Below are 22,903 nucleotides of genomic sequence, written 5' to 3' on the forward strand. Positions count from 1 at the left end.
GCTTTATTTTTTCACAAATTTTGCAATACCGGAGTCAGTGATTAAAAAGTAAATACCTTTTGATAAATCTGACACATCTAAACTACCGGTGGCCTTAACTTCTTTTACAGTATTACCTAGAATACTTATAACTTTATAGCTATCTGTTGCAAGGTCTTTACTAATGTTTAATAGAGGTTACCGGGTTTGGATAAATCTTGCTTGCAATACTGCTAAAATCCTTGCTGCTTAAAGAGGAACTAACCGTTAAACCTGTATTAAGTTTAAAAGAGGCATTATTGGCGCTGCCCCCGGATTCTGGAGTTTGTACAAAAGTTAAAGCGGGTGAAGCTGAAAATGCTCCTACAAATCTAATGGCTATATCTGCACTGCTAATGGTATTAATGGTGCCTGCAGGGTACTTTTTTATAGTATAAACCCGGGTAAAAAAATTAGCGCTAGGTGTGTTTAATGTGGTTTCGGTTTTTATGGTTCCGGTGTCTACATCAGCAAAGGCCTCATCTAGATTAAAATCAGAAATTGACAAACTGGTAACATGACCGCCTCCACTAACCGATGTGCCCGAATTATATACACGCGTGTTAATACTTACACTCGAAGCATAGCCATAGGGCACATTACTTAATGTAATGATTATGGGATTTTCTAATGTACCATCAGAGTAAATGGTAGTAGGAGTTGGGTCAAAGGTTACATTAATTTGAGCGTTAACAGTAGTACTTGCAATAAATAATGTTAATAAAACAGTGTTTCTTAGTAATGTTTTCATCATATGAGAGTTTTTAAATTGATGAAACAAAGATATTTAAGCCTTATGCTTAAAAAGGTAGTATATGATAATATGAAAGTAAGTAGTATATGGTTGATTTTTAACCTTTGAATATTTTTATTAATATATTTTATCAAAATGAGAGGCAAATGAATGAAGCTTCTGGAATAATTAGTGAATACATTACCGGCTGTTTTAGCCATAATTAAAAAATTATTCTAAAAGATATTGATTAAATTATTAACTTTAAGGTATTGCATATGCATTCACAGATTGTTTGACTTAAATTATATGATTATGCTGCCGTTTAGATCTGAAATTAGAAACTCCCCAACGCAACCTACCATTAAGATTTTTTTAAGCGATGAATCTTTAGATGAAAGAATTAAAAAGCATTTAGAGCACTTTAAGGAGATAGAAACCATTGAAATTAGAGAGAGTATTGGTCGTAATAGAGTTGGCGAAAACATTACCGTGTTTTTAAAGGAAGGGACCGATATCAATAAAATGAAGGCATCCATTGATTCAAGCCTTTGGTGGTATTTTGAGGAAGATATGGTTGATGAATAAGTTATAAACTTCTCAAAATTGTCCGAAATAAATAATTCAACAAAGGAAAAACCAAGCTGAAGTTTGGGTAGAGTTTTTTATAATATAAAAATTTATTCTTTTTGATTTGCCAAATAGGTAATTAAAGAAGAAAATTCTTCAAAAGAAAGGGAGTTTGCTAATCCAGCAGGCATCATGGATGTTTCTAATTCATCTCTACTTATAATATCATCAATCTTTATAGTGATCTGTTGCCCTGTAATGTCACGCATAACTAATCTCTCTGAAGTTTCCGAAGTCACAAAACCTGCATAACCTTCATCTCCTTTAGTTTTTACCAGTACAGTTGCAAATCCTTGTGAGATAGAAGCATTTGGTTTTAAAATAGATTCTGCAATTTGTTCCCTGGACATTATAGAGCCTACCTGCCCCATATATGGCCCTTTTAAGGCTTCTCCTTTTTTTATGCTATGGCAGGCAATACAACCTTGTTGTGTGAATAGCTTTTCTCCTTTTTCAGAATCGCCTTTAATTTTAGAAATGGCTATCATGACATCTTCTATGGATGTTTCTCCAATTTTACCTTTTTTGGTTTTTATCTTTTCAAGGTCAATTTTTTCTTCCTCTTCAACGATTATTTCTTCTTTACCGCCAAAAGCTACAATGCCCATACGATGGGTGTCATTTAAATTTGCGAAAAATTCTTTTTCTTCCTTATTTGAATTTTCCCAAGCCCTGGTTAAAACTGTTTCTATTTTTGGTGAAGATTCCCAGATTATTCCCTTATAATATGGGCCGTGTGTATCCGGACGTGTGCTCCACCACCAAGATCCATCATATGACGCTTCTTGTTTATACAATCTTGATAAAGTTGTTAGTATGTCTTTTTTAAACAAATCATTTTCAGAAGTATCATACGCCGAAATTAATCCGTCTACAGCATCATTACTGTACATATATTTTAAAGCCCAAAGCGCTAACTTCGATTCATTAGTTTTAACAGCTTCAACGCATGCGCTAACAGCGTTAATATTTACCAATGCTTTCACAGCTAAATGCGCAGGAATAATTGCTGCATTTGGTGTAGCGTGTGGCCCTTCGGTTCCGGCTTCAGGAACTATGGCATTGGAAGGAACCGGTATTTGCAATAATGCTTTTGCAGCTTCTTTTTTACCTAATCTTCCCAGACCAATGATAGCTGCTGTTTGAACCCTTTCAGAGGAATCATTCAATGCTTCAATGAATAACTCCAAAGGCACATCTTTTAATCTGGATTTACGATCTGTTAGAGCTCGTAAAATAAATTCTTTAACGGCTTTGTCTTTACTTAGCTCAATAAGGTTCTGAACAGTGCCTTTTTCATTTATTTGAGCATAGGTGTAAATTGCTGCAACTCTATTCGCTAATTCAAGGCTGGTATCTATAGCAATAGCCCAAGCAGCTTTAGAAGCTTTTCTAGAAGGCCTTTTTATTAATTCTTGTTGAGCATTTAAACGTATACTGGCAGACTTTTCTTTAAGCAAAGCTGCTAATTTTGTTACTGAAAGTTTTTCAATTTCAGGGAAAGCTTCGTATGTCCAGTTTTTAGGCACTGCCCTTACAACAAAACCTTTTTCAGGGCTTCCCGAATATCCTGCACCATCCCAGGCACTCATGAATAGTTGTCCAGACGCATCAATATCTAAATCTGTAATTTGCGAAAGTTTTATAAATTTCTCTTGTGTTTGTTTAAAACTTGCACCATCAGGAGTTATACGGTGAATAAATAACTGACTTCTTCCCCAATCTGCCATTAAAGGAACCTGATTATATTTTTCTGGCCAACGATAGTCATCCATAAACAAGGCACCGGTACCTGACCCTCCTCCAACATCAACAAGTGCTGGTATAATTTCATTTGTAAAGTGTTTAAATAAAACGGGATATCCATATTCTCCTGATTGTATATGATGTACAAAACGCACATTCCAGCCACCGCCATCATTAGTATTTCCTCTGGTATAAATATTCATATAAGGATCTATAGCAACATCATAAATATTTCTCATTCCGTGGGTGTAAATCTCCATTTCGGTTCCGTCTGGCCGAACTCTAACAATACCACCACCAAGCATTGTTAGTTTTTTTCCAGAGCGGTCTACAGCATCATGAAACCCAAAATCACCAACAGCGATATAAATCCACCCATCAATTCCCATTCTTATGCCATTGGTAGCATGGTCTGTTCCCCTTTTAGCAAGATATGTTGGTGAGCAAATATTTTCGATTATTGGTTTAGAAGGGCCATCAGCAACATCATCATGATTTTTATCTTCAAAAACAACTAAATCCATTCCGGTAGCTACACCGGTTTCTTTAGAGAACGTCGTGTGAAGAACAAAGAGTTGATCTCCCAAGCTAATAATACCACGAGGGTTATCTACTTTAGCAAATTCAGAATATAGATCTGCTTTACCATCCTTATCACTATCAATAAGTTTTATAATACTTCCTTTACCAGGTTCTTTTCCAAGAGACCCCATCATATCAACACCTACATATACCTCACCTGATGGAGAAACAGCAAGGCATGCTGGGCTTGGAACTAAATCTGATCCGGCAAAAGGTATAATAGAAATTTCCTCAGGATTTTCGTTGGCCTCAATTTTTACATTTATTATGCGATCCTCTATAGGAAGGGCTTTACTTGGGTCTGATCCGCAATTTTGAAACGTAATTATAATAATTACTAAAAAGAGAAGTTTTAAAAAATAATCCATAAATATTTTTTGTTAAAGTATGAATAAGCCTCTATAGTATTGTTCAAAATTTTTCATTGAAAATAACTGCACAAAAGATCAATGCGTTTTTAAATGCTGTAATTTAAGGTTTTATACCATTGTTTTCAATAAACAGTAATGGATTATAATTATAGTATACTAAAAAATCCCAAACATAATTGCTTGGGACTTTTTTAATACATAAGGCCTTTTGATTGCACTCAAGAGTGACAGACAATAGGAATTATTTAGTATCTGTAATGTTCTGGTTTATAAGGCCCATCAACAGTAACGCCAATATAAGCGGCCTGATCTTCTTTAAGCTCAGTAAGTTCAACACCAATTTTAGCTAAGTGTAATTTAGCTACTTTTTCATCTAAGTGTTTTGGTAGCATATACACTTTGTTTTCATAAGCTTCAACATTGTTCCAAAGTTCAATCTGAGCCAAAGTTTGGTTTGTAAACGAGTTACTCATAACAAAACTTGGGTGTCCGGTAGCACAACCTAAATTCACTAAACGTCCCTCTGCTAATATGATAATATCTTTACCATCAACAGTATATTTATCAACCTGCGGTTTTATGGTGTTTTTGGTATGGCCGTAATTTTCGTTTAACCAGGCCATTTGAATTTCGTTATCAAAATGCCCAATATTACAAACTATGGTTTTATCTTTCAGGGCTTTAAAATGCTCAGCACGAACAATATCTTTATTTCCTGTAGTGGTAATTACAATATCAGTATTGGTAATAACGGTTTCCAGTTTTTTAACCTCAAAACCATCCATAGCTGCTTGTAAGGCACAGATAGGATCAATTTCTGTAACGGTAACAATACTTCCGGCTCCTTTAAAAGACGCCGCAGTACCTTTACCAACATCACCATAACCACAAACGGTTACACGTTTTCCCGCTAACATAATATCTGTGGCACGACGAATTGCATCCACAGCACTTTCTTTACAACCGTATTTATTATCAAATTTAGATTTAGTAACAGAATCGTTGACGTTAATGGCCGGCATTGGAAGTGTTCCGTTTTTAACACGTTCATACAACCTGTGAACACCGGTTGTAGTTTCTTCAGATAACCCGTTAATTCCGGAAGCTAATTCAGGGTATTTATCTAAAACCATATTGGTTAAATCCCCGCCATCATCAAGAATCATGTTTAATGGTTTTCGCTCTTCTCCAAAGAACAGTGTTTGCTCAATACACCAGTCAAATTCCTCTTCAGTCATATCTTTCCATGCATAAACAGCTGTTCCCGCAGCAGCAATAGCCGCAGCAGCCTGATCTTGAGTTGAAAAAATATTACATGAACTCCAGGTAACTTCAGCTCCAAGAGCCTGTAAAGTTTCAATCAATACAGCGGTTTGTATAGTCATATGTAAACATCCGGCAATACGTGCACCCTTTAGGGGTTGTTCTTCTTTATACTCTTCACGAAGACTCATAAGTCCCGGCATTTCTGCTTCTGCTAGTTCTATTTCTTTTCGCCCCCAGTCAGCTAGAGAAATGTCTTTTACTTTATTGGCTACGTAAGGAATTGTTTTTGTACTCATATCAATTTTTCTTTTCATTTTAAAACTTAAACATCATTGTGATTAGTGCTTAAAATACTTAAATTCGCTAACCAAATTGTTTAATCCGCTTTAGGCGGTGCAAAGATAACTAATAACTTTCAGAATATTAAATGCCTCTATTTAAAACCATTGTAGCAAACTCACAAACTACAGTTAAAATATGGAAGATTGATGAATCCTATGATGATTTAATGAATCCTCTAACCCTAAAACCGGATACGTTAAACCGTGTTTTAGGGATGAAAAGTGAGTTGCACCAACGTGGTTTTCTGAGTGTAAGGCATCTGTTACGGGAATTCGGATATACAGACGCAGACTTATTTTATGATGAAAACGGAAAACCCCATTTAAAAGATGGCCGGCAGATATCTATTACACACTCCTTTAATTTTTCGGCTGTTATTGTTAGTGATATAGTTGTTGGTATTGATATAGAGAAACAAAGAGATAAAATCTCAATAATTGCACATAAATTTATTGATTATGAGTTTAATTATTTAAATGAGAATGATACAGAATATATAAAGAAACTAACCGCTATTTGGTGTGTAAAAGAATCGTTATACAAACTATTTGCAACACCGGGGTTGAGTTTTAAAAATTGTTTTTTGGTCATTCCTTTTTCGCTTAGTGATACTGAAACAGTAGCCTGGATTGATTATAAGAAACAAAAACACCGTTATACCATTCACTTTTTAGAATTTGAGGGTTTCACCTGTGCCTATGCCATAGCTTAATGAGTGTCTATCAAAACATATTAGCTGCCATAGAGAATCAGGAGAAGCTTTTAGCTGTTTTAATAGACCCTGATAAATTCCCTGTTGAAAAAACACGTGGTTTTATTGAAAAAGTGAATGTTTCAGTAGCTACACATATTTTTGTTGGGGGGAGTACTGTTGAAGCCGAAGCAACGGAGGTGTTAGTTAATGAAATTAAAAAATACACAAAATTGCCGGTAGTTTTATTTCCTGGCGATGTTACACAAATCACAGATAAGGCAGATGTGCTTTTGTTTTTGTCGTTACTATCAGGCAGGAATTCAGATTATTTAATAGGAAAGCATGTAGAGGCTATTCCAAAGTTAAAAGATACAAATCTTGAAGTGGTTCCAACAGGTTATATCCTAATTGATAGTGGAGCGGTTACAGCCGTAGAGAAGGTAACAGGAACTAAACCCTTATCAAGAGATGATATTCAAATTGTAAAAGATACCGCTATTGCTGGACAGTTTCTAGGAATGAAACTAATATATTTGGAAGCAGGAAGCGGTGCTAAAAATGCTTTGACTAAAGCGATTATTGGTATGGTTAAAAAAGAATTAAAAATTCCATTGATTGTTGGTGGAGGTATTAAGAATAGTCAACAATTGGAAAGTGCCTATAAAGCAGGAGCAGACTTAGTGGTTATTGGTACTGCTTTTGAAGAAAATGAATCGTTTTTTGATACTTTGAGAAAGTAAATGATCAAAATGAAATTTATAAATAAAGAATAAATGAAAATATCAGTAGAGTTAACATTAACACCGTTGCAAGACAACTTTGAGCCTGCAATTATAAATTTTATAAAAAAGTTAAGGGCATCAGGCTTAAAAGTAATGGAAAATCCTCTAAGTACACAGGTTTATGGTGATTATGATGACGTTATGTCTATACTTACAACTGAAATCAAAGAAGCTTTTGAATTAATAGAACGAGGCTTGCTATATATGAAAATAGTAAAATCAGACAGATACGATTATGAGCCCCGTTTTTGATTGGTTTTTTTCACAATACCAAGGTATTCCAATGCACCTTATTGTGTTGGAAATTATAGGTGTGTTTTTTGGGTTTTTAAGCGTTTGGTATTCTAAGCAAGAGCATATTTGGGTATACCCTACAGGGATTATAAGTACAGCCATATTTGTTTATATACTTTGGATATACACCTTATTGGGAGATATGCTTATTAACGGGTATTATTTTATCATGAGTGTTTATGGTTGGTATTATTGGACCAGAAAGGATGCCAATGAGAATGAGGTGCCTGTAACAGTTGCAACAAAAAATGAGCAGTTGTGGGGTATTATTATATTTTTACTAACTATGGGGTTTGTAGTTATAGTATATATGTTAAATGATAAGTTTAATGACTGGACAGCCTATATAGACACTTTAACCACTGCTATATTTTTTGTAGGGATGTGGCTTATGGCTAAAAAGAAACTTGAGAATTGGGTGTTTTGGATTATTGGAGATGTTATTTCGGTACCTTTATACCTTTATAAAGGATTGGTATTTACGTCATTTCAATATTTTTTATTTACAATAATTGCTATTTATGGTTATAAAGCATGGAAGAAAAGTATAAGCAACAACCTTCAAATTGCTTAAAAGTTGTTTTGTTTGGCCCGGAATCTACCGGGAAAACTACACTTTCAAGGCAGTTAGCAAGATATTATAGTTCTGTTTGGGTACCGGAGTATGCACGTGAGTATCTTCAAAATAAATGGAATAATGAGCGCAAAACATGTGAGCCGAAAGATTTACTACCTATTGCAGAAGGGCAGATGAGATTTGAAAATGAGTTGTCAAAAAAAACAGATTCGGTTTTGATTTGTGATACAGACCTGTTGGAAACCAAAGTATATTCTGAAGCTTATTATTTAGGAAGTTGTGACCCAATTCTTGAAAAACATGCATTAGAAAATACCTATGATTTATATTTTTTAACCTATATTGATACACCCTGGGAAGCAGACGATTTAAGGGATAAGCCGGAACATAGAATGGAAATGTTTCAAGCTTTTCAAAATACCTTAAAAAAATATAACAGACCTTATATTTTGCTTAAAGGCGATAAAAAAGAACGCCTTAAAAAAGCAATCAGGTGTATTGATGAATTACTGAAAAAGAAAAATAATGTTTACAGATAGAGATATTAAACAAATACATGATAAAGGTATTAGCCTGGATCAGGTCAATGCTCAGATCAAACGATTAAAGAATGGAATGTCACATTCTAATTTAGTAGCAGCTGCCACTTTAGGGAAAGGAATTGAACATTATGATGAAAGGGAAATTCAAACCTATATTGAATTATACGAGGTTAGTCAAAAGCATTTGTCTATAGTCAAGTTTGTGCCGGCCTCTGGTGCAGCAACAAGAATGTTTAAGTTTTTATTTCAATTTATAAAAAACTTTAACCCGTCAAAGGAAAGTATAGATAAATATGTTGAAAGGCAAAATGATACTTTAATAGAAATATTTGCTGATAATTTGGAAAAGTTTCCATTTTATACTGAAGTTATTGAAAAAGTTAGATTAGAAACCCCGGATTTTAATAATGTTTCCAATGATAAAAAACTGTTACAGTTTGTTAAAATAATGCTGGATGATTCAGGGCTTAACTATAATTTTTTACCTAAAGGATTATTTCCATTCCATAAATATGGAGCTAGTATAGTAACTGCTTTTCAAGAACACTTAGTTGAGTCTGCTCTATATGGATCTTCAAACGGAGTATCTAACCTCCATTTTACAGTCTCAGAAAAACACCATAATTATTTTTTAAGGGAACTTAATCAGATTAGAGAGGCATTAGAAAAGCATATGGGAACCACTTTTAATGTGTCGTTTTCATATCAACAAGAAATTACAGAAACAGTAGCTTTAGTTGCAAAAGATAAGATCTGTAGAAAAGAAGACAACTCCATTTTATTTAGACCGGCAGGACACGGGGCGCTTTTAGAGAATTTAAACGATTTAAATAATGACATTATTTTTATAAAAAATATTGACAATGTTGTAGTTTCTAATAAGAACGCTGCTATTTCATATCACAAAAAATTATTAGCCGGTGTATTATTAGAAGCTCAGCAGATCGTGTTTTCGTATTTAAATAAATTGGATGATGCTAATTTAACGGAATCTGATTTCAAAGTTATGCTGTTGTTTTTACGTTATAGGTTAAACGTATCTGTAAATATTAATTTTGATGAATTTACAGCAGAAGAAAAAACAGCCTACTTAAGGAAAAAGCTTAATAGACCCATTCGTGTATGTGGGATGGTTAAAAATGAAGGAGAGCCTGGAGGGGGACCATTTTGGGTTAAAGATAAGAATGGAGAAATATCTCTTCAAATTGTTGAATTTGCACAGATTGATTTTAGCAGAAAGAACCAACAGAGTATTGTATATAAAGCCACACATTTTAATCCTACAGATTTGGTTTGCGGCGTCAAGAATTACAAGGGTGAAAAATTTGATCTTAAAGAGTTTGTTGATCCGGAAGCCGCATTTATAACCAAAAAGACACATGATGGTGTTGAGATTAAAGCGCTTGAACTACCTGGGTTATGGAATGGTAGTATGGCACATTGGAATTCTATTTTTGTTGAGGTACCTCTGGAAACTTTTAATTCGGTAAAGACAGTAAATGATTTGCTAAAACCAGCGCATCAATCCATATCATGATTAATGAGAAGGCTTTATTACAGGAATTAAACTTTAAAGCGGTTAGAAGCTCCGGTAGCGGTGGTCAACATGTTAATAAGGTGTCTTCAAAAGTTGAATTAACCTTTAACGTAACCACATCATTAGTACTCAATAAAGAACAAAAGGAAAGGCTTCACAATAAGTTTCAACATAGATTGACAAAAGAAGGAGTATTAATTTTATCCTGTGAAGATAGTAGAAGCCAGCATAGAAACAAAGCACTTCTCATAAAACGGTTTTTACAATTGATAAAGGACGCGTTAATCATACCTAAAAAAAGGAGGCCAACAAAAATTCCAAAATCTGTTATTCAAAAAAGATTAAAGAGTAAGCGATACCTTTCAGATAAAAAGGCAAATAGAAAAAAGCCGGATCTTGAGTAAAAATAAATTTCAATTCATGAGTTATAATTCATAATTCGTTCTTACTTTTGCAACGTTCTCAAAAAAGGGGTGCTTAATCGATTGCTGATTACCGATTAAAGGATTAAAGATTTAGAGCTTTATGTGAAAATCTGAAATCTGAAATCCAAAATCTAAAATCCATTTGGCTGAGATCATACCCAATGAACCTAGAACAGGTAATGCTGTTTAGGGACTACGAACGTTAAATAGACAATAATGAATTTTTAATGAGCATAAAATGCTTAGGTATTATTGTATATGGCGTTCAAAATCTAATTACTAACATTAAAGAATAATTACCTCTTTTTATTCGATTATAATTATTTAATCGACATGAAAAACATTTTTCTTTTTCTAACACTTTTAGTGTTGTCAGTCAGTGCCATGGCACAACAAAATCAAAAAGTACAGGATTCAACTAAAACAGAAAAACTAGACGAAGTTTTAGTTAAAGCAGTACGTGTAAGCGCAGATTCCCCAATTACCCACTCTAATGTGTCAAAAGAGGAACTTGCAAAACGCAATTTAGGGCAGGACATTCCTATATTGCTGAACTATTTACCTTCAGTGGTCACTACCAGTGATGCCGGTGCCGGAGTAGGATATACCGGTATTAGAGTACGTGGTACAGATGCTACGCGTGTTAATGTAACCATTAACGGAATTCCTTATAATGACCCTGAGAGTCAGGGAACATTTTGGGTTAATTTAGGTGATTTTGCATCATCAACCGAGAGTTTACAATTACAGCGTGGTGTGGGAACATCTACTAACGGTTCGGGAGCGTTTGGCGCAAGTTTAAACTTATTAACCGATGCGTTTTCAAAAGAAGCCTCAGGTGAGATCTCCAATAGTTTTGGAAGTTTTAACACAAGAAAGCATACAGTGAAAATGAGCACCGGTTTACTAAATGACCATTTTGAAATTTCAGGACGTTTATCAAAAATAGACTCTGATGGTTATGTGGACAGAGCTTTTACAGATTTAAAATCGTATTTTCTTCAAGGTGTTTATAAAGATGATAATACCTTAATTAAAGCGATAACATTTGGCGCTAAAGAACAAACCTATCAATCCTGGTTTGGTTTAACTGCCGATGAGTTACAGGAGGATAGAAGACAGAACCCTTACACTTATGATAATGAAACGGATAATTATTGGCAGGATCATTATCAACTGCATTGGAATGAACGCTTTGATAACAACTGGTCAACTAATCTGGGTTTAAATTATACTAAAGGAAAGGGCTATTTTGAGCAGTTTGAAGAAGGTACTGATGAAATTGATCTTTATAAAGGTATCGTATTACCTACAGATATTCGTGTAGATGAAGACGAAAATGGAAATCCTATAGATGTTCCTATTACTGATGTTATTAGACGCCGTTGGTTAGATAATGATTTTTATGTTATTAATGCCAATGTTACGTATAAGCAAGACGCTTTTGAAATCATAACAGGGGTTTCCTATAATACCTATTCAGGAGATCATTTTGGTGAAGTTATTTGGGCCAGACAGTTTTCAGATAATTCAAGTATCAGAGATCGTTATTATGAAGGTGACGCCACTAAAAATGATTTTAGTGTGTTCTCAAAAGCATCATTTGGACTTTCAGAACGTTTAACAGGATTTATAGATTTACAGGCACGCCTTGTAGATTATAAAACAAACGGATTGAATTCCAGCGGTGTTCCTTTTAATACTGATGCTAATTTTAGCTTTTTTAATCCCAAAGCAGGACTTACTTATAAACCATCAGAATCCAATAGCTTTTACACTTCTTATGCCAGAGCCAATAGAGAGCCAAATCGTGATGATTTTAAAGCTGGTGTGACCGAAAATGAAACCCTTAATGATATCGAGTTAGGGTGGCGTTATCATACCAATAAGGTTAATGTAAACACAAACCTTTATTATATGTTTTATCAAAATCAGTTGGTTTTAACGGGAGAATTAGATGATGTTGGTAGCCCGATTAGAGCAACAAGTGGAAAAAGTTATAGATTAGGATTAGAGGTTGATGCTAGCATTCAGCTTAATAAAAGTTTTAATATAACTACTAATGTGGCAGTAAGTAGCAATAAAAATAAGGATTTTACATCATCCATAAATGGAGAACTGGTAGACTTAGGAAATACTAATATTTCATTTTCTCCGAAATTGGTTATAGGAAATGCACTTAATTTTTACCCTATTGAAAACATGCAAATGTCATTGTTAAGCAAATATGTTGGAGAACAATATATGGGGAATACTGATAATGAAGGATCAAAACTTGACAGTTATTTTGTAAATGATTTTAACATCAATTATGAAATCAAACCAAATAAAATCTTTAAGTCTATTGTACTGTCAGTTTTAGCCAATAATATATTCAATAAAAAATATGTGTCTAACGGTTACTTTGGGTCTTTTGATTTTGATGACTCATCAAGTTCAACAGGCATTACTACAGGATATTATGCCGGGTATTACCCTCAGGCTACAGCAAACTTTTTGACGGGAGTAACTTTAAAGTTCTAAGTATTATTTTTTTAGAAGAAAATACATTTAATGAAGGTTTAGGAATGGTTAAAACAACGGTTCCTAAATCTTCTGATGTATTGCTCAAATCCTCATTTGAGGAATTTTTAAACAGGTCAAATGTGTATAAGGAAAAATTTCTTCAAAAGCATTTTAATTGTGGCTTTGATGGGTATTCGTATATGGGGCAAAAAGATAGCAGTAATCAGTATGATACAGATTTATTGCACTCTTTTGTGCTTTCGGAGTTTTCAAAAAATGAACGATTTCCGGTAGAATTTCATTCGTTTTTAAAAAGCGAATGGCCTGTTTTGGTTTCGAAGATAAAAATGATTGAATTGAAGCTTATTGAGCAATTGGGAATAAGAGAATTGAGAGGTTTTTATAAACATTCGATCGGGCATATGGTATCATGTAATTATTATCCCAAATTGAATACTTCAGTTACTAAGGCACCAGTTAGGTTGTCAAAACATATTGATGTCTCTTTATTTACAGTTTTTGTTTTTGGTTTAGAGGAGGGCTTCTCTTTTCAAAATTATAAAAATCAAAGGCAAGCATTATTTTCTGCAGATAATATAGTGGTCTTTCCCGGCTATTTACTGGAAGTATTGTCCAAAGGAAAGTATAAAGCACTTCAACACCAAGTTGACTTTTTTAATGTGCATGAAGCACGTTTTTCCTTTGCTTTTTTTTCACTGCCTAAGCCTCAAAAAAAGCTGAAATTTATGGACATGGAATTTACCAGTGAACAGTACTTTCAGAAGTATTTATCATTATTTTAATGGATTTATATTTAGAAATAGCAGCAGTTATTCTGGGGTTAGGATATTTGTTTTTCTTAATTAAGGAAAAAATAATCTGCTGGATATTTGGTGTTTTGGGGTCATTAGTGAGTATCCTCCTGTTTTATAGAACAGGTTTGTATTCTGAATCTATATTGTATGTTTATTATGTAATAATAGGCGTTTATGGGTTTTTCCACTGGAAAAGGACTTTAAATCATAATAACGAATTCCTTATTACTGATTTTTCTCTTCAAACCTATATTTACTTTATTATTTTGGGTGAAATAGTATCATTGATTCTGGCATTTTTTTTTAAGACTTATACCAATGCTAATATGCCCTTTTTAGATGCACATACTACTGTATTTAGTTTCATAGCCAGCTATTTAGAAGCAAAAAAAAGCTGGCGTCCTGGAAATTTTGGATAGTTATTAATGCTGTCACCATAATTTTATACTTAAACAGAGATTTGAACTTATATACCGGTTTAACTTTGGTGTATTTAGTTTTTTCTTTTGTGGGGTATTTTCAATGGAAAAAGAAAATGTTACATAAAATAAAGCTTGCCTGACACTTTTTTAGTTAAAAATAAGAAGTGTGTTTCCGTTTTTTTCAATCCTGTAATTTTTTAAAGAACAAGGTAAGGCATCATTTCCATCAGGCCTGCCCGTAATAAAATTGTATTTATTCTTATCGTCACATCCACAAGTTCCAAACAAACCATTAGGAACAATAACGGAACAAGGGCTGAGAGCATGGTTGGGGTCACCGGCATCCCAGGCATAGAAATTAGCACCGGTACTGGCAACTATAACCCCTCCATTTCCAATATTGGGGATGTAAATAGAATTACCGGCAAAAGCAAGTTGGCTATATTGGGGTAAGTTTAAATCCACAGGGAAATTTACACCAACATCAAGCAAAAAATTACAATTTCTGTTGTCATCGGAGTTTTTGCTGCAAGACCATAAAAAGGTGAAACAGATAAGAAATAAGGCGGGTTTCATAAAGTAAAAATTAGGTCGCAATTTACAACAAAAAGTAAATTGACTTAAATATTTTGTATATTTGTTGTACAATCTCGTGCAAACGAGATTTTTTTATTTGCTGAATGCTTCAAGGTGTTTTGAAGTTTATCAGCATCTTTTATTAAGTAAAACGATGAAGTTATGAGTAAAGTATCTTACTATACACCAGAGGGATTAAAAAAATTGAGAGAAGAGCTCCAACAATTAAAAGACGTTGAGCGTGTTAAAGCATCAAAAGCAATAGCTGAGGCCAGGGATAAAGGCGATTTGAGTGAGAATGCTGAGTATGATGCCGCTAAAGAAGCACAAGGGATGTTGGAAATGAGAATTTCTAAATTGGAAGAGGCTTTAGCAGGAGCAAGAGTTATTGATGAGTCCCAACTGGATACTTCTAAAGTTTTGGTATTGTCAAAAGTAAAAATAAAGAATCAGACCAATGGTATGGAAATGATATATACATTGGTAGCAGATGGAGAGGCAGATTTAGCCTCAGGAAAAATATCTGTGAATTCACCAATAGGAAAAGGGTTGTTAGGAAAGTCTGTTGGCGAAGTGGCAGAAATTCAAGTGCCAAATGGGGTTATGAAATTTGATGTCATTGAAATTACCAGATAATAGAAATAAATAGCATACATCTTTATTATCCAACTTAAAAGAAGATGTATACGCCGTTATAATAAAGATTCCTGATTCATTTAATCAGGAATCTTTTTATATTTACAAATACTCTCATTTTCAAAAATAAATTATGACCTCAATTTTTACGAAAATAATAAAAGGTGAAATACCCTGTTATAAAATAGCTGAAACTGAAGATTTTTTGGCTTTTTTAGATATTAACCCTAATGCAAAGGGGCATACTTTATGCATTCCAAAAAAAGAAGTTGATAAATTATTTGACCTTGATGAAGAAACCTATAATGGCTTGATGTCTTTTTCCCGGCAAGTGGCTTTAGGGCTTGAAAAGGCTGTGTCTTGTAATCGTATTGGTGTTAGTGTTATTGGGCTTGAAGTACCACATGCTCACGTACACTTAATCCCATTACAATCTATGGAAGATGTGCGTTTTATTAAAAAAGAAAAAATGCCCCCAGAAGAATTTCAGGAATTGGCAGAGGCCATTAGATCCCACTTAGAAATTTAAATAATAAATTGTAATAGCTAAGAATATTACCGCTGTTATACTCATGCCAATAAGAATCCAGGATACTTTTTTGAGATAAGTAGATGCCTGCTTTGGCGTAAATGCTTTTTGTTGGTATTCCACTACTTTGTCAATATCATCTGTCCATTGAACAGGGTATATGATGGTGTGGCATGTTTTACAGCTGAGCTCACGATTAATTTCAGGCGTAATGGATTTATAGAATTTAGTCTCTACTATTTTTTGTTTAAACGTTAAATGTAGTCCGGTATTGTTAAAACATTCCGGACAGTTATTTTTTAGAGAAACCTCTTTAATGAGCATCAATTTTTCAGACATAATCAAGCAGCTCGTTTAAGGTGTATTTGAATGGTAGTACCTTTATCTTTTTCAGATTGCAGAACTTTTATTTTTCCATTATGAAAATCTTCTATAATTCTTTTGGTTAATGATAAGCCCAATCCCCAACCACGTTTTTTTGTGGTATAACCGGGTTCGAATATTTTATTAAAATACTTTTTTGAAATACCTTTTCCGGTATCACTAACACTTACTTTTACATTGTCTTCAAGTTGAGATATTTTAACGGTAACTTTCCCTCTTCCTTTCATAGCGTCAATAGCATTTTTAACCAAATTTTCAATGGTCCAACTATATAACTGTTTATTTAAATTTACAGGAATCTCACCATCAGGGGTTTCAATTTCAAAATCAATAAGGCTTGAAGATCTAGCCTTTAAATAGTCATAAGAATTAATGGTCTCTTGAATGATATCAGCTTTTTCAAGTGTTGGTAATGAGCCTATTTTACTAAAGCGTTCGGTTATGGTTTTTAAACGATCTACATCTTTTTCAATTTCAATAATATAGTCCGGGTCAACATTTTCGGTTTTTAAAATTTCTGTCCACCCTATTAACGACGATAAAGGCGTACCAATTTGATGTGCGGTTTCTTTTGCCATACCGGACCAAAGCTTGTTTTGCGTTGCGTTTTTATTACTGCTGTAAAAAAAGAAGATCACAGCTCCAAACAAAAGTACAATGAGCAATAGGGCTAAAGGATAATACTTTAATTTATTCAATAATGGCGAGTTGCCATAATAGATAGTACTGTTGAGTTTGCCGTCAAGTCTAACCTCAATTGGGGTGTTTTCTTTTTTAAATTGTGTTACTAATTTATTGATGTATTGTTCATCAGTTAAATTTTCATCATTGATATTGAGGTGACTTCCAATACTGCCATCTACATTAATTTCCAGAACAGGAGTACTTGTATTGCTATTTAAAATTTTAAGGTTAAGGTCTAAATTAGAATTTGTTTTTGAATTAATCAGACTGGTTTGAGCAAATGACCAGACTTCCATTTTGGTACGTTCTTCATCTTTAAAGTGTTGAAAGAATTCATAAGTTTTCCATAAAATGAGCGATACAATAGCAAAAGAAGCTACAACAATTACCCAACGGAATGCATTGCTATGTTTAGTGAAGATCATAAACCGTTAAAATTGATTTGTAATATAATGCAAATCTGTTAATATTATTGTTCAAGTTGTTAGTAAATCGGTTTTTAGATGAGATATAGATTAATTACATTTGTTAAACTTAAAAAACCTGAATGCCGTCATTTGATCCAAAAAGCTTACCAACCAGTAGATTACATAGCTATTTACTGAGTGCAATTGCACCAAGGCCAATAGCTTTTGCAAGTACTGTAAATGTAGAAGGAACACCTAATTTGTCGCCATTTAGTTTTTTTAATGTATTTAGCGCCAATCCCCCGGTTATGATTTTTTCACCGGCCAGGCGGGTTAGAGATAATACCACAAAGCATACATTGCAAAATGTAGAAGCTACCAGAGAAGTTGTTATAAATGTGGTGAACTATGACATTGTACATCAAATGTCTTTGAGTAGTACAGAATACCCTGAGGGTGTAAATGAGTTTGAAAAAGCAGGATTAACTATGTTGAAGTCAGACATAGTTAAACCATTTAGAGTAGCAGAGTCTCCTGTGCAATTTGAATGCAGGGTCAATGATATTATTACATTGGGAAAAGAAGGAGGTGCCGGGAATTTAATTATTTGTGAAGTGGTTAAATTACATATAGATGATGATGTTCTTGATAATAATGATGTCATAAATCAAAGTAAATTAGATTTGGTTGCCCGGGCAGGAGGGAGTTATTATAGTCGTGCAAAAAAGGGCTTTTTTGAAATCCCAAAACCACTTTCTACATTAGGAATTGGCGTGGATAGCTTTCCGGACCACATAAAACATAGTATGGTATTAACCGGGAATGATTTAGGAATGTTGGCTAATATAGAAGTGCTGCCAACAGAAAAGAGTGTTAAAGATTTTATAGGAGATATAGGTGAAAGATATCCCAATATAAAGACGGCTACTCATAGAGAAAAGCATAAATTAGCGCGAAATTATTTAAGCTTTGGAGATGTGCAAAGTGCCTGGAAAATATTATTAAGTTAATAACAATAAAACAAATATAAATAGCAATAAATGGAAGTTCAAGGAAGAATTAAAATGATTGGAGAAACTCAGACTTTTGGAAATAATGGGTTCAGAAAAAGAGAAATAGTAGTGACTACTGAAGAGCAATATCCACAGCATATTATGGTGGAATTTGTGCAAGATAAAACCGATTTGTTAAACAGTTACCAGGTAGGGCAACAGGTAAAGATTAATATTAATTTAAGAGGTAGAGAATGGGTAAACCCTCAAGGTGAAACAAAATATTTCAATTCTATTCAAGGTTGGAGAATTGAGGCATTTCAAGCTGAAGCAACTGGAGAAAATATGCCTCCGGTACCACCGGCAGATGCTTTTGAGCCAGCTGGAGATTTAAAAGAAGATGATCATGATGATCTGCCTTTTTAATGTAAAATGTTATACTGCATTTGCAGGATCATATTAAAGAGTGAACCTCAATGTTTATTTTAACATTGAGGTTTTTTATTTGTTGTTATGTATTATTTAACCCAGGATTTATGGTTCCCTGATGTTAACGAAGCCACTCAAGACGGTTTGTTGGCTATTGGAGGAGATTTGTCGGTTGAACGTTTAATACTGGCTTATAAAACAGGTGTTTTTCCCTGGTTTGAAGCAAAGGCGCCTATTTTATGGTGGTCTCCAAACCCACGTTTTGTACTGTTTCCGGAAAAGCTCAAGGTTTCAAAAAGTATGAAGCAGGTATTAAGGAACAAGCGTTATACTGTAACCATTAATAAAGATTTTAATGCCGTTATTTCTGCCTGTTCAAAAATAAAGCGTCATGGACAATCCGGAACCTGGATAACTAAAAGTATGCTTGAAGCCTATACAAAATTACATGACTTAGGATATGCTAAATCTGTTGAGGTTTGGAATAGTGATAAAACATTGGTTGGAGGATTTTATGGTATAGATTTGGGACATGGCGTATTTTGTGGTGAAAGCATGTTTAGCAAAGAAAGCAATGCCAGTAAAGTAGCCTTTATTAGGTTTATTCAAAATGCAAGCTATAAGCTTATAGATTGCCAGGTGTATACTAAGCATTTAGAAAGTTTAGGTGCTGAGGAGATTTCCAGAGATGATTTCTTAAAATTTTTGTAAGATTTAAAGCCTTGAACTGGAGTGTTATAACCTCAATATCGCAGAAGTTAAAACAAACAAAAAATTTTGCCCTTTTAGATTAAAGGCTTCCAGGCGGTGTTCTAAACCTAGTTGGAGCTTTAAAACTTTAGAGGCCTGTAATCCAATTTTAACAGTGGTTCTTATATCTGTTTCGGGTTGGCGCACTTTGTTTAAACTCAACAACCCTTCAACAGACTGTATTAAATAGGCTTCTCCAACATCCAGTTTTCTCCGTTTAGAGGGAAATCTACTGCAAACCGGTAACGTTGTCTAAAAGTGGTTTCATTATCAATAATACGTTGTTCGGCTCTAAACCGGTGCCCATAACGTACCCCCAAAGTCTGCTTTATGTAGTTGAATTGTTCAAGAAATCTAACTTCATTTCTTCCCGTCTCAAATAAATCCCTATTACGATAATATACTCCCAGGCTTATCTTGTGATTGTAACTTAATTTTAAGGTAGAAAAATGAAAAAAGTCAACTTGCTGTTGTAAAAACTGCAAGTCCTCTTTATTATATAATACATACCGGCTTCTGGCCGTAAAATTGATACTGAAATCATTTGATATCGCATAATTGAAAGCCACTGCAGATTCTCCTATAGTATTGAAGTTATTCTGAGCCTTAGTCTTAAGCGTTAAAAACAGAAGGATCGGAATAATTAAAAAGATCTTAATACAGCGCATGTTCATAAGAAGAAGATGTTACTACTCTGGAGTGTTCAAACTGCCCTTTTCTGTTAAAGGTAAACTCTCTTAATTGACGTTTCTTATTTAGTCTTATTTCTGCAATAATTTCAAAATGTGTGTGCTTATCATCTGGGTGATCTATTATATGTTGAATAAACTGTTGGTCTGTTTTTTTGGTATTACCTACAAATTGCTTTTGAATTTTTATAAACCTGGAATGGTCAAAATTGGAGTTGAAATATGCCTTAATAGCATTAAGGGCTTTTTCCGGAATATGTTTTTCTTTAATAACTATTTCAATATCTTCTAATACACCGTTTATATCAAATTCAACACTATAATGAAGTTTATGTATTTTAAATTTAGTTTCATAGCTCATCTTATTGACATCGGTTTCTTTATAGAACTTTAGATACTTTACTTCATTAGAAATCGTGTTAAAATAAGTTTGTGCCCTTTCTGGGAATTCAGATAGTTTTATGCGCTCTTCTTTTTCATTTTTAACTTGGGTAAAACCAAGCTCAGCTACTAAAATGAAAATAATGAGACTAAACTTCTTCATACCTAAAACAGCTGGTTATATGGTCATTGACCATACCTGTAGCTTGCATATGGGCATAAACTACCGTGGTGCCTACAAATTTGAATCCGCGTTTTTTCAGGTCTTTACTAATGGTGTCACTTAACGGGGTGTTAGCCGGAATATCATTTAATGCCTGATAAGCATTTTTAATAGGCTTGCCATTAACGAACCCCCAAATGTATTTACTAAAGGTTCCAAATTCCTGTTGAATTTTTATGAAGGCCTGAGCGTTAGTGATAGTAGCATTTACCTTTAGTTTATTTCTGATAATTCCCGTGTCTTGTAAAAGCGTATCAATTTTACTTTGCTGGTAATTAGCTATTTTTTTATAATCAAAATGATCAAAAGCTTTTCTGAAATTTTCTCGTTTTCGTAAAACCGTAATCCAGCTTAAGCCAGCCTGAAATGTTTCTAAAATCAAAAATTCAAATAATTTGTTGTCGTCATAAACAGGAACACCCCATTCCTGGTCATGGTAGGTTTCATATAGGGGGTCACCCTCACACCAGCCACATCTGTGTTTTGTATCCATATGATTCTGTAAGGTTTAAATTGAAAGTATGACAAATATCATCTTAATTACGATGTTAAGATAGTAATTTTGTTGAATTGGAATTTTATATCAAAGAAAATAATGACTAAATCTACCATTATAAAAGAGAGTTTAAAACGCAGTATGTCTTATCAGTCCTATAGAGATTTGGTAAAGCAAATGGCTGAAGAAAACTCTAACACAGGAATAGAGAAAACTGAAGCATTGGCAAATTACACCAAGTTGAACGACAGGCGAATGAAGCGATGGGATAAAACTGTTAAGGTTTCTGAAGAGGCACAGCAAAGAATTTCAGAGTTTAGCAATGATGTAACCTGGTTAGTTATTACCGAAAGCTGGTGTGGTGATGCTGCCCATGTATTGCCGGCGCTTTACAAAGTAGCCGATCTAAATGACCATATAGATTTTAAAGTGGTGCTTAGAGATGTAAATCCGGAGCTTATGGATGCGTTTTTAACTAACGGAAATAAAGCTATTCCTAAAGTTATTATGATTGATAATGAATCCGGAGAGGTTATAGATACCTATGGGCCAAGGCCTAGTGAAGCTACTAATTATGTGAAAAGGTTTAAGGCTAAACATGGTGCATTAACGCCGGAGTTTAAAGAAGATTTACAACACTGGTATAATAAAAACAAAGGGCAAAATGTCATTGAAGACATTACCTTAAAGTTGTGTAAGCTAGAGCCTAGCGTTTGCCAATAAAGAAAAAGGTAATAGAGCCTATTTGTTTCTCTTTTGAAGCGTCTGCGCTAAATTGAGACTGTTTGGCATATTCCAGAGCACGCTCTATCAAGCATTCATTATTTGATGTTGATGAACTGTTTACATAGGTGTCCACAACTTTACCAAGAGCATTTACGGTAATATTTACAACTATTTTTCCATCAACTTCACAAAGGTAGACAGGAATAGGTATGTAAACTTTTTTTCTGTTAACCAATGAAAACCTAATAGAGCTTTTGGAATTGTTACCTTCGGATTGTTGTTTTTTTAGCAAGTCGTTTACTTTACTGAATTTAGAAAGATCTTCCCGGTTTAATTTTGAATCTTCAGTAGTGTTTAATGTTTTATTTGGAATAATGGCACTTTCAGCATTACTATTAGACTTAGGAACGTAATCTTCGGGAGGAGCAATAGGCTTGAAAGCCTGTGCAAAATGCTTGTTCTCTTGAGATTCATTGAAGGCCTTATTGGTTTCAGCTTTGGCATTATTAAGTTTGTCTAAGACCTCCAGCACTTTAAGTTCTTCTTCAGTGAGTTCTTTTTCAGGTTCAATTTCATAGTAACTTTCAGAAGCAAATGCGTTATGTTTTTTAAGGCTTAAATTAAAAACAGACAAAACCACAGTTCCTGCAATAAGAAATGTAATAAGTAGGGCTCTATGTTGATTTGTTAGGTGCAAACCGTTACAATTTTAATATCATT

28 protein-coding genes are annotated in these 22,903 nt (G+C 34.0%); 17 read left to right on the forward strand and 11 right to left on the reverse strand.

What is annotated here, in order from left to right; genetic code table 11:
* Positions 1-3: 3 nt before the first annotated feature.
* On the reverse strand, positions 4-165 hold the full coding sequence (locus VOI54_RS17990; RefSeq protein ID WP_442809378.1) for a T9SS type A sorting domain-containing protein: 162 nt from the start codon (positions 163-165) through the stop codon (positions 4-6).
* Complete coding sequence (locus VOI54_RS06020) at positions 161-769, reverse strand: hypothetical protein (RefSeq protein WP_326281818.1); 609 nt, start codon at positions 767-769, stop codon at positions 161-163. The genes VOI54_RS17990 and VOI54_RS06020 overlap by 5 nt, the downstream gene beginning before the upstream one ends.
* Positions 770-1,066: 297 nt before the next feature.
* Here VOI54_RS06020 and VOI54_RS06025 point away from each other — a divergent pair, with 297 nt between their 5' ends.
* Positions 1,067-1,339: a hypothetical protein gene (locus VOI54_RS06025; RefSeq protein WP_326281819.1), complete on the forward strand. Its 273-nt coding sequence runs from the start codon at positions 1,067-1,069 to the stop codon at positions 1,337-1,339.
* A 92-nt stretch (positions 1,340-1,431) separates the two neighbouring features.
* On the opposite strand, the gene VOI54_RS06030 is transcribed toward VOI54_RS06025, so the two are convergent.
* The gene (locus VOI54_RS06030) at positions 1,432-4,077 is read right to left on the reverse strand and encodes a DUF7133 domain-containing protein (protein ID WP_326281820.1); all 2,646 of its coding nucleotides are present in this window, start codon (positions 4,075-4,077) and stop codon (positions 1,432-1,434) included.
* 248 nt (positions 4,078-4,325) lie between these two features.
* Entirely contained in the window at positions 4,326-5,642 is a 1,317-nt protein-coding gene (gene ahcY, locus VOI54_RS06035) for an adenosylhomocysteinase (RefSeq protein WP_326283140.1), read from the reverse strand.
* 131 nt (positions 5,643-5,773) lie between these two features.
* On the opposite strand from ahcY, the gene VOI54_RS06040 reads away from it, so the two are divergent.
* The 10 genes from VOI54_RS06040 (at position 5,774) to pnuC (VOI54_RS06085) (ending at position 14,278) form a co-directional block, all read left to right on the forward strand.
* Positions 5,774-6,400, forward strand: a complete 627-nt coding sequence (locus VOI54_RS06040; protein WP_326281821.1) for a 4'-phosphopantetheinyl transferase family protein — start codon at positions 5,774-5,776, stop codon at positions 6,398-6,400.
* Positions 6,400-7,122: a phosphoglycerol geranylgeranyltransferase gene (locus VOI54_RS06045; protein WP_326281822.1), complete on the forward strand. Its 723-nt coding sequence runs from the start codon at positions 6,400-6,402 to the stop codon at positions 7,120-7,122. Before VOI54_RS06040 ends, VOI54_RS06045 begins: the two co-directional genes overlap by 1 nt.
* Before the next feature lie 33 nt (positions 7,123-7,155).
* On the forward strand, positions 7,156-7,416 hold the full coding sequence (locus VOI54_RS06050) for a thiamine-binding protein (protein WP_326281823.1): 261 nt from the start codon (positions 7,156-7,158) through the stop codon (positions 7,414-7,416).
* Complete coding sequence (gene pnuC / locus VOI54_RS06055) at positions 7,400-8,032, forward strand: nicotinamide riboside transporter PnuC (protein WP_326281824.1); 633 nt, start codon at positions 7,400-7,402, stop codon at positions 8,030-8,032. Before VOI54_RS06050 ends, pnuC (VOI54_RS06055) begins: the two co-directional genes overlap by 17 nt.
* Positions 7,993-8,574 (forward strand): AAA family ATPase, encoded by a 582-nt coding sequence (locus VOI54_RS06060; protein WP_326281825.1) that lies wholly within the window; start codon positions 7,993-7,995, stop codon positions 8,572-8,574. Before pnuC (VOI54_RS06055) ends, VOI54_RS06060 begins: the two co-directional genes overlap by 40 nt.
* On the forward strand, positions 8,561-10,114 hold the full coding sequence (locus VOI54_RS06065) for a DUF4301 family protein (protein ID WP_326281826.1): 1,554 nt from the start codon (positions 8,561-8,563) through the stop codon (positions 10,112-10,114). Before VOI54_RS06060 ends, VOI54_RS06065 begins: the two co-directional genes overlap by 14 nt.
* Positions 10,111-10,518, forward strand: coding sequence for an alternative ribosome rescue aminoacyl-tRNA hydrolase ArfB (arfB, locus tag VOI54_RS06070; protein ID WP_326281827.1), 408 nt, complete (start codon positions 10,111-10,113; stop codon positions 10,516-10,518). The genes VOI54_RS06065 and arfB overlap by 4 nt, the downstream gene beginning before the upstream one ends.
* Positions 10,519-10,872: 354 nt before the next feature.
* Positions 10,873-13,062, forward strand: coding sequence for a TonB-dependent receptor (locus tag VOI54_RS06075; protein WP_326281828.1), 2,190 nt, complete (start codon positions 10,873-10,875; stop codon positions 13,060-13,062).
* 44 nt (positions 13,063-13,106) lie between these two features.
* The gene (locus VOI54_RS06080) at positions 13,107-13,847 is read left to right on the forward strand and encodes a 2OG-Fe(II) oxygenase family protein (protein WP_326281829.1); all 741 of its coding nucleotides are present in this window, start codon (positions 13,107-13,109) and stop codon (positions 13,845-13,847) included.
* Positions 13,847-14,278, forward strand: coding sequence for a nicotinamide riboside transporter PnuC (gene pnuC, locus VOI54_RS06085; protein WP_326281830.1), 432 nt, complete (start codon positions 13,847-13,849; stop codon positions 14,276-14,278). The genes VOI54_RS06080 and pnuC (VOI54_RS06085) overlap by 1 nt, the downstream gene beginning before the upstream one ends.
* A 150-nt stretch (positions 14,279-14,428) precedes the next feature.
* On the opposite strand, the gene VOI54_RS06090 is transcribed toward pnuC (VOI54_RS06085), so the two are convergent.
* On the reverse strand, positions 14,429-14,857 hold the full coding sequence (locus VOI54_RS06090) for a hypothetical protein (RefSeq protein ID WP_326281831.1): 429 nt from the start codon (positions 14,855-14,857) through the stop codon (positions 14,429-14,431).
* A gap of 162 nt (positions 14,858-15,019) precedes the next feature.
* On the opposite strand from VOI54_RS06090, the gene greA reads away from it, so the two are divergent.
* Together greA and VOI54_RS06100 are read left to right on the forward strand one after the other, a co-directional pair.
* Positions 15,020-15,493, forward strand: a complete 474-nt coding sequence (gene greA, locus VOI54_RS06095; protein ID WP_326281832.1) for a transcription elongation factor GreA — start codon at positions 15,020-15,022, stop codon at positions 15,491-15,493.
* A 133-nt stretch (positions 15,494-15,626) separates the two neighbouring features.
* Positions 15,627-16,022, forward strand: a complete 396-nt coding sequence (locus tag VOI54_RS06100; RefSeq protein ID WP_326281833.1) for an HIT family protein — start codon at positions 15,627-15,629, stop codon at positions 16,020-16,022.
* Here the strand turns inward: VOI54_RS06100 and VOI54_RS06105 are convergent.
* Both VOI54_RS06105 and VOI54_RS06110 read right to left on the reverse strand, forming a co-directional pair.
* A complete protein-coding gene (locus tag VOI54_RS06105; protein WP_326281834.1) occupies positions 16,011-16,361 on the reverse strand; it encodes a hypothetical protein in 351 nt (116 codons plus the stop codon). The genes VOI54_RS06100 and VOI54_RS06105 overlap by 12 nt on opposite strands.
* 2 nt (positions 16,362-16,363) lie before the next feature.
* Positions 16,364-17,515: a sensor histidine kinase gene (locus VOI54_RS06110; RefSeq protein WP_326281835.1), complete on the reverse strand. Its 1,152-nt coding sequence runs from the start codon at positions 17,513-17,515 to the stop codon at positions 16,364-16,366.
* Positions 17,516-17,637: 122 nt separating this feature from the next.
* Here VOI54_RS06110 and VOI54_RS06115 point away from each other — a divergent pair, with 122 nt between their 5' ends.
* From VOI54_RS06115 to aat, 3 genes are all read left to right on the forward strand, one after another.
* Positions 17,638-18,507 (forward strand): flavin reductase family protein, encoded by an 870-nt coding sequence (locus tag VOI54_RS06115; protein ID WP_326281836.1) that lies wholly within the window; start codon positions 17,638-17,640, stop codon positions 18,505-18,507.
* Between the two features lie 30 nt (positions 18,508-18,537).
* The gene (locus VOI54_RS06120; RefSeq protein ID WP_326281837.1) at positions 18,538-18,915 is read left to right on the forward strand and encodes a DUF3127 domain-containing protein; all 378 of its coding nucleotides are present in this window, start codon (positions 18,538-18,540) and stop codon (positions 18,913-18,915) included.
* Positions 18,916-19,002: 87 nt separating this feature from the next.
* Positions 19,003-19,629, forward strand: a complete 627-nt coding sequence (gene aat, locus VOI54_RS06125) for a leucyl/phenylalanyl-tRNA--protein transferase (RefSeq protein ID WP_326281838.1) — start codon at positions 19,003-19,005, stop codon at positions 19,627-19,629.
* A gap of 221 nt (positions 19,630-19,850) precedes the next feature.
* Here aat and VOI54_RS06130 read toward each other — a convergent pair whose 3' ends face one another.
* The 3 genes from VOI54_RS06130 to VOI54_RS06140 are packed head-to-tail and all read right to left on the reverse strand — an operon-like array spanning position 19,851 to position 21,454.
* A complete protein-coding gene (locus tag VOI54_RS06130) occupies positions 19,851-20,342 on the reverse strand; it encodes a DUF2490 domain-containing protein (RefSeq protein WP_326281839.1) in 492 nt (163 codons plus the stop codon).
* Positions 20,323-20,901: a hypothetical protein gene (locus VOI54_RS06135; protein ID WP_326281840.1), complete on the reverse strand. Its 579-nt coding sequence runs from the start codon at positions 20,899-20,901 to the stop codon at positions 20,323-20,325. Before VOI54_RS06135 ends, VOI54_RS06130 begins: the two co-directional genes overlap by 20 nt.
* A complete protein-coding gene (locus VOI54_RS06140) occupies positions 20,888-21,454 on the reverse strand; it encodes a DNA-3-methyladenine glycosylase I (protein WP_326281841.1) in 567 nt (188 codons plus the stop codon). Before VOI54_RS06140 ends, VOI54_RS06135 begins: the two co-directional genes overlap by 14 nt.
* A 102-nt stretch (positions 21,455-21,556) precedes the next feature.
* Here VOI54_RS06140 and VOI54_RS06145 point away from each other — a divergent pair, with 102 nt between their 5' ends.
* Positions 21,557-22,180, forward strand: a complete 624-nt coding sequence (locus tag VOI54_RS06145) for a thioredoxin family protein (RefSeq protein ID WP_326281842.1) — start codon at positions 21,557-21,559, stop codon at positions 22,178-22,180.
* Here the strand turns inward: VOI54_RS06145 and VOI54_RS06150 are convergent.
* Entirely contained in the window at positions 22,164-22,880 is a 717-nt protein-coding gene (locus tag VOI54_RS06150) for a hypothetical protein (protein ID WP_326281843.1), read from the reverse strand. The genes VOI54_RS06145 and VOI54_RS06150 overlap by 17 nt on opposite strands.
* Between the last annotated feature and the right edge of the window lie 23 nt (positions 22,881-22,903).

It is taken from the genome of Alterotamlana spongicola, assembly GCF_035818475.1.
In the GTDB taxonomy this organism is placed as follows: Bacteria; Bacteroidota; Bacteroidia; order Flavobacteriales; family Flavobacteriaceae; genus Cognatitamlana.